We start from the raw sequence: 6,000 nt of genomic DNA on the forward strand, positions 1-6,000 counted from the left end.
TATATGCCCCGCATTACTTTTATGGAAGCGGAAACCAGGTTTAACGTAACGCCGGACGCTTCGCTGATAGCTACAAAACCAGGCAAGAAAGCGAAACGAGCGGCTGCCGTGAAAATCAGTAAAGAACCGCTCCCATGACCTTCAAGACCCCTGCTATACGGGGCTCTTGCCACCGAAACAGGAGAACCGACCATGAGCACTCCTTCTTTGTTTTTCTGGCTGGGCGCGATCGCCGTCATCGCATTCATGGATCTCGTGGCGATCATGAATCTATGGCGCAGCGAAAACAGTTTCAACACTCGTCTGATGTGGGCACTTGCCATAATAGTACTGCCCGTGATTGGACTAATTGCATGGGGATATGCCGGGCCACGCGGTATGCCGAAACCGCCCTCTTCGCCCGAACATAGCAAATAGCCAGCCATTTAACAGTATGACAAGCGTGTTTTATTTGGCACTATAACGCCACTAAAGGAGCAACGCCGGAAGCAATAGTGTGACAACAATGAGATTTCTGGACGCCATGGCGCTGCTGTACAACTATTTCACCCCAATAGTTGTACGCGTGTCGCTGGATACGCCATCCAGCATGAGCGTCACTCTTGATGAGCCGGACTACTCCATGGTCATCCATGTCAATGACATTCCTTGTAAAACGTCACTGACACCGATGGAAGTATTCGAAATCATTCAATTGATAGAAGACCGAGTGCGTAGCGAAGCACCGGAGGTTTTCGACCGCCACCGCGTGCACAAGATGCTGCGCCAGTAACCACCCGCCTTATGCATCCGAGACGCCGCTGCGGTGTTGATGAATCGCCTCCAGCAGTACCACCAGCTCCGCTGCCGATGGAATCGTCCGGCCACCGAGTTCATCCTGCACCGTTCCCTCCACACTGTCCGTCAGCAAACCGAAGCGATTCAGTGCCTCGGTAAGCGCCTGGTCATCCAGGCCCTGCTGCTTGAGCAAACGCAACAGGCTGTCCCACACATCACGCAGATCAGCCTGGTGATCACGACCATCCGGCCAGGCATGGCCAACGCGTGGTTCCGGATGCATTTCTGCAACCGTCACCTCCCCCTCGTACGCCCGCACGAAACCGCCGGCCTTGGCGACACTGCCATTTCGCGAGGCACGGTGCCAGGCCGCCTGCGCCAGGATTGGCAACGTGGTTTTGCACTGCAGTTCATCGTCGAGATAAATCCTGAATTCGCCCATGTGTTCCTCCAGCCAGCATCGTGGTTATCGAGCATCAGATAATTTGATCCGGGCAAGCGCGAGAGATTCCGATTTTCTGTGGCTCACAAGGCACCAAATCGCCTTCTGGAAGCATCCTGAAACAGACAGCAATTACCCGAACTCAAGCTTCTGTTCGGCCTCCTAACCTTAGAGCCCGTTCACGATCTTTGTGCACTTGGCAAACAGGAACCCGTATCCCTATAGATCGGCGGCAATGTGGCGATAGCGGCCGCTCACCCCGTAGGGTGGATGACGCTCTTTTCATCCACCATTGCGATCGCTAGGTTGGTGGACGGATCGGGCCGCGCAGGTGAAGCGTCGTCCACCCTACGTCATGAAGCCCACCAAATCGAATGTCCGCTATCGCCTTTCTGCTGTCATTGCTCGAAAGATCGTGAACAGGTTCTTAGAGCCCGTTAAAGCCTAAAAGGAGAACAACATGAGCAAGACACCGATAGATCAGACCCCACCGAACAGCCCGGCCAAGGATGTGGAAGGCGACAACGTCAATGTGGTGAAGAAAGAGAATCAACGATCCGGGGAAAAGACCGAGACCATCGACCGCGTCATCACCCCGACCTCGATCAAGACTAAAGAGCAGGAAGCGGAGAAGATCAGACAGGCCTCTGAAGAGGCGAAACGCAAGATCGATCAGCAGAACTGAGATCGCAATACACGGATCGATTGTACTGACGGTCGATCTGTAAAAACTCACTCGGCTGATGTAGGGACGCACAGCCTTGGTGAGATGTTGCGCTTAGACGGCGCAGTACATCCGATGCTGTCGATGCAGGATCAATCGGCACGGTGAAATGAGCATGTGGGCCCCGGTCTGAAAGCCGGCCCACAGCGGGCGTGCTGCGGGCCGCTTCGTTCAAGGCAGCGGATTACCGCCAGTTACCCCGAAGGTTTCCCCGGTGATGTAGCTCGACTCCTGAGACGCCAGCAACACGTAGAGCGATGCGCACTCCGCCGGCTGGCCAGGGCGCTTCATCGGCACTTGCGAGCCAAAGGTCGGGATCTTTTCCTGCGGTTGACCATCGGTGGGCTGCAGTACAGTCCAGATCGGGCCCGGCGCGACAGCGTTGACGCGAATACCCTGCTCGATGACCTGGCTCGACAGCGCCTTGGTGAAGGCCACGATCGCTGCCTTGGTGGATGCGTAGTCGAGCAGCGTCTTGGATGGATCGTAGGACTGGATCGACGCCGTGTTGATGATGGTGGCACCGGGCGGCATGTGCGGTACCGCCGCCTTGCACAGCCAGAACAGCGCGTAGACGTTGGTTTTGAACGTATGGTCGAACTGCTCGGTACTCAGCTCGGAAATGTGCTGCTGAGCGATCTGCTTGCCAGCCACGTTGACGAGAATATCCAGGCCACCCAATGCCTCGACGGCGTCCTTGACCAGGGAAACGCAAAACGCTTCGTCCTTCAGATCACCCGGTATGGCGATGGCACGACGGCCTTCGGCAGCGATCAGCGCCACGACTTCCCGAGCGTCAGGCTCCTCTTCGGGCAAGTAGTTGAGCACGATGTCCGCGCCTTCTCGGGCGTAGGCAATGGCCGCTGCACGGCCGATACCGGAATCGGCACCGGTGATCAGCGCCTTGCGTCCGGCCAGGCGGCCGAAGCCCACATAACTCTCTTCACCGTGATCCGGCTCGGGGGTCATCTCGCGTCCCAGTCCCGGCTCGGGCTGGTGCTGGGCGGGGAATTCGGGCTGCGGGTATTGGGTCAGCGGATTCTGCATGGCGTATTGATTGGTGGTATTGCGGGTCATCGGATTCTCCTGCGGTTGCTGGTGGGTTCACGGTTGCCGCCAGGGATGAAAAAGCGCAATCGCTGCAGCTTGGAAACGGCTGCGTCTGAATTAGGAAGAGAGCCGCCGGTTTGAAGTTCAAACCTTCCGAGCAGTGGCTAGGGTCTGTTGGCGTTTCAGCGCAAGCCGCGTTACCGCGTCAACAGCCCCTAACGCTGCGAGGCGATGACCGCTGAACCCTGTGGCAGGGTGTCACCTGGAGCAAGCGCATCGCTGAGACGCAGCGTTACCGGGATCGACTTGGCCGCCGGCACCTTGCTGCGCTCGGCGTGATGCCAGAGCGGCACCAACGGATTGCACTCCGGGTAGTAGGCGGCACAGCAGCCCTGGGGAACGTCGTAGGCAAGGATTTGTAGCGGCCCGACCCGGCGTTCGATTTCCGGTTCTACCGCCGTGGTCACGTCCACCCAATCGCCCGCCGCCAGTCCAAGGCGGACGATGTCATCGGTATTCATGAAGATCACCGAACGGGTGCCGTATACGCCTCGGAAGCGGTCGTTGTAGCCATAGATGGTGGTGTTGAACTGGTCGTTGCTGCGGATCGTCATCAATTGCAGTACATCGCGCCGCACATAGAGTGCTTGCACGTCATCGTCGGCAATCAGGTGTTCGGGCGTCACGAACTGCGCCTTGCCACTTTCGGTGGCCCACTCGCGCCTGGCCGCGCCCAGCGGACGGTGAAAGCCACCCGGCTCCCACATACGCTGATTGAAGTCGTGGAAGGTCTCCGGATAGATCGTGGCAATCGCCTGGCGAATCAGGGAGTAGTCCCGTCGCCAGGCATCCCAGTCGATAGCGACTTGCGGTGACAACGTGCTGCGCGCCAGCCCGGCGATGATTGCCGGCTCTGAACGCAGGTGTTCGCTGGCCGGCTCGCTGCTGCCGTGCCAGCCATGGATGCAGCCCGTGCTGTCTTCGGTGCTGTGGCTTTGCTCCACGCCCTCCTGGCGATCGGCCTCGATCCGCCCCAGGCAGGGCAACAGCCAGGCCTGCTCGCCCGGCAGCAGATGGGAATGGTTGAGCTTGGTCGCCACCTGCACATTGAGTTTCAAACGCTGCCAGGCCGGCTCGATCTGCGTGGTATCCGGCACCGCACGAATGAAGTTGCCGCCCAGGCTGACGAAGCCCCGCACACGCCCGTCGAGCATGGCGCTACAGGCGTCGACGGTGCACAGCCCCATCTGCTTCGGCACGGTGAATTTGAAATGCTGCTCGATAAGCTCGACCGGCACCTTGGCCGGATCTTCGGCGATACCGACGGTGCGCTGGCCCTGTACGTTGGAATGCCCGCGCACCGGGCAGATACCGGCGCCCGGTTTGCCGATGTTGCCACGCAGCATCAGCAGGTTCACCAGCATCTGCACGTTCTGCACGCCCTGGCGATGCTGGGTCAGGCCCATGCCGTAGATGATCATGACCCGCTGTGCCTGGGCGTAGGTCATTGCCGTCGCTTCCATCGCGCCGCGGTTGAGCCCGGTGATGGACTCCAGCTCGGCCCAGTCCTGCTCGCGCACATAGCGTATGAAGTCTTCGGCCCCTTCGGTATGGGTAGCGATGAAATCCTCGTCCAGCACAGCAGGTGCACCGCGCTGCAGGGCGGCGTCGTGCATATCCAGCAGCGCCTTGGCGACACCGGTGATCGCAGCGGTGTCGCCACCAATGGCCACCTGGTGGTATTGGGTGCTGATCTGCGTCGAGTTGGGGCCAAGCATCTCACTTGGCGACTGAGGATTGACGAAGCGTTGCAGGCCCCGTTCCTTGAGTGGATTGAAGGTGATGATCGGTACGTCGCGTTGCCGGGCTTCCTGCAACTGATGGAGCATACGCGGGCTGTTGCTGCCCACGTTCTGGCCGAAGAACAGCATGCAGTCGGTATGCTCGAAATCGTCGAGAGTCACGGTGCCGACCGGCACACCGATGCTTTCCTGCAGCCCCACCGAGGTGCTCTCGTGGCACATGTTGGAACTGTCCGGCAGGTTATTGGTGCCATAGGCGCGGGCGAATAGCTGGTACATGAACGAGGCTTCCAGCGAGGCGCGCCCCGAAGCGTAGAACACCACTTCATCGGGTTTCATTGCCCGCAGGCTGGCGCCGATTTCCTCATATGCCGTTTCCCAGGTGGTTTCCTCGTAGCGATCGTTGCTGGCGTTGTAGCGCAACGGATGCGTCAAACGGCCGTGCTGTTCCAGCGCATGGGCTGACCAACTTCTCAACTCGGACACACTGTGCTCAGCGAAGAATGCCGGGGCGGTACGTTTCGCGGTCAGTTCCCATGCCGTGGCCTTGGCGCCGTTCTCGCAAAACTCCATGGGATGGGTGTCGCCAGGCTTGGCCCAGGCGCAACTCACACAGGCGAACCCCGAGGGTTTGTTCTGTTTGAGCAACGCCGCTCCGATCTTCAGCACCGCCTGTTCACGCAGCACAACGTTCGCCACGGACTTGGCCGAACCCCAGCCACCGGCTGCTCCGGTATAGGGTCGATAGCGGGTTTTCGGATCAGTCAGCATTACCCTCTCCTGCACGTGGCTCGTATGAGTACGACGAAGCCGTTTTGCGAAAGGTTCGGGTTAATAGCCCTATGGTCTGGCGGGTCGTTTATGACCGTTTGTGTCCTGGCTGATCAAGCGAAGCGGCGCTTTGCCGGGGGCAATGGCGGGCACCAGCCAACACAATCGCCCAGCCGCCGAGGTAGAACCGTAGGGTGGACAACGCTTTTTTTGTCCACCATCCCAACACCGCCATGGTGGATGGATAAAGCGACATCCACCCTACGAAGCGGCACTTTGTCCGGGGCAATGGCAGGCACCAGCCAACACAATCGTCCAACCGCCGAGGTAGAACCGTAGGGTGGACAACGCTTTTTTTGTCCACCATCCCAGCACCACCATGGTGGATGGATAAAGCGACATCCACCCTACGCAGCTGATCAAGCGAAGCGGCG

At 59.2% G+C, this 6,000-nt stretch carries 6 protein-coding genes; 3 read left to right on the forward strand and 3 right to left on the reverse strand.

The genetic code is table 11. From position 1 onward, the window contains the following. The first annotated feature begins 192 nt into the window (after positions 1-192). On the forward strand, positions 193-417 hold the full coding sequence (locus tag DNK10_RS25655) for a PLD nuclease N-terminal domain-containing protein (protein WP_131193468.1): 225 nt from the start codon (positions 193-195) through the stop codon (positions 415-417). Between the two features lie 88 nt (positions 418-505). Further along, positions 506-772 carry a DUF1652 domain-containing protein gene (locus DNK10_RS25660; RefSeq protein WP_131181342.1) on the forward strand — a complete coding sequence of 89 codons (267 nt, stop codon included), beginning with the start codon at positions 506-508 and terminating at the stop codon, positions 770-772. A 9-nt stretch (positions 773-781) separates the two neighbouring features. Here DNK10_RS25660 and DNK10_RS25665 read toward each other — a convergent pair whose 3' ends face one another. Then, positions 782-1,219, reverse strand: a complete 438-nt coding sequence (locus DNK10_RS25665; protein ID WP_131193470.1) for a hypothetical protein — start codon at positions 1,217-1,219, stop codon at positions 782-784. Between the two features lie 460 nt (positions 1,220-1,679). Here DNK10_RS25665 and DNK10_RS25670 point away from each other — a divergent pair, with 460 nt between their 5' ends. Further along, entirely contained in the window at positions 1,680-1,904 is a 225-nt protein-coding gene (locus DNK10_RS25670; RefSeq protein ID WP_131193471.1) for a hypothetical protein, read from the forward strand. Between the two features lie 210 nt (positions 1,905-2,114). Here the strand turns inward: DNK10_RS25670 and DNK10_RS25675 are convergent, their stop codons facing one another. Both DNK10_RS25675 and DNK10_RS25680 read right to left on the reverse strand, forming a co-directional pair. After that, positions 2,115-3,020: an SDR family oxidoreductase gene (locus DNK10_RS25675; RefSeq protein WP_131193472.1), complete on the reverse strand. Its 906-nt coding sequence runs from the start codon at positions 3,018-3,020 to the stop codon at positions 2,115-2,117. A 188-nt stretch (positions 3,021-3,208) separates the two neighbouring features. After that, positions 3,209-5,566 carry an FdhF/YdeP family oxidoreductase gene (locus tag DNK10_RS25680; protein WP_131193473.1) on the reverse strand — a complete coding sequence of 786 codons (2,358 nt, stop codon included), beginning with the start codon at positions 5,564-5,566 and terminating at the stop codon, positions 3,209-3,211. Positions 5,567-6,000 lie beyond the last annotated feature (434 nt).

The sequence above is a fragment of the Phytopseudomonas daroniae genome, from assembly GCF_004327275.1.
Taxonomy (GTDB): domain Bacteria; phylum Pseudomonadota; class Gammaproteobacteria; order Pseudomonadales; family Pseudomonadaceae; genus Aquipseudomonas; species Aquipseudomonas daroniae.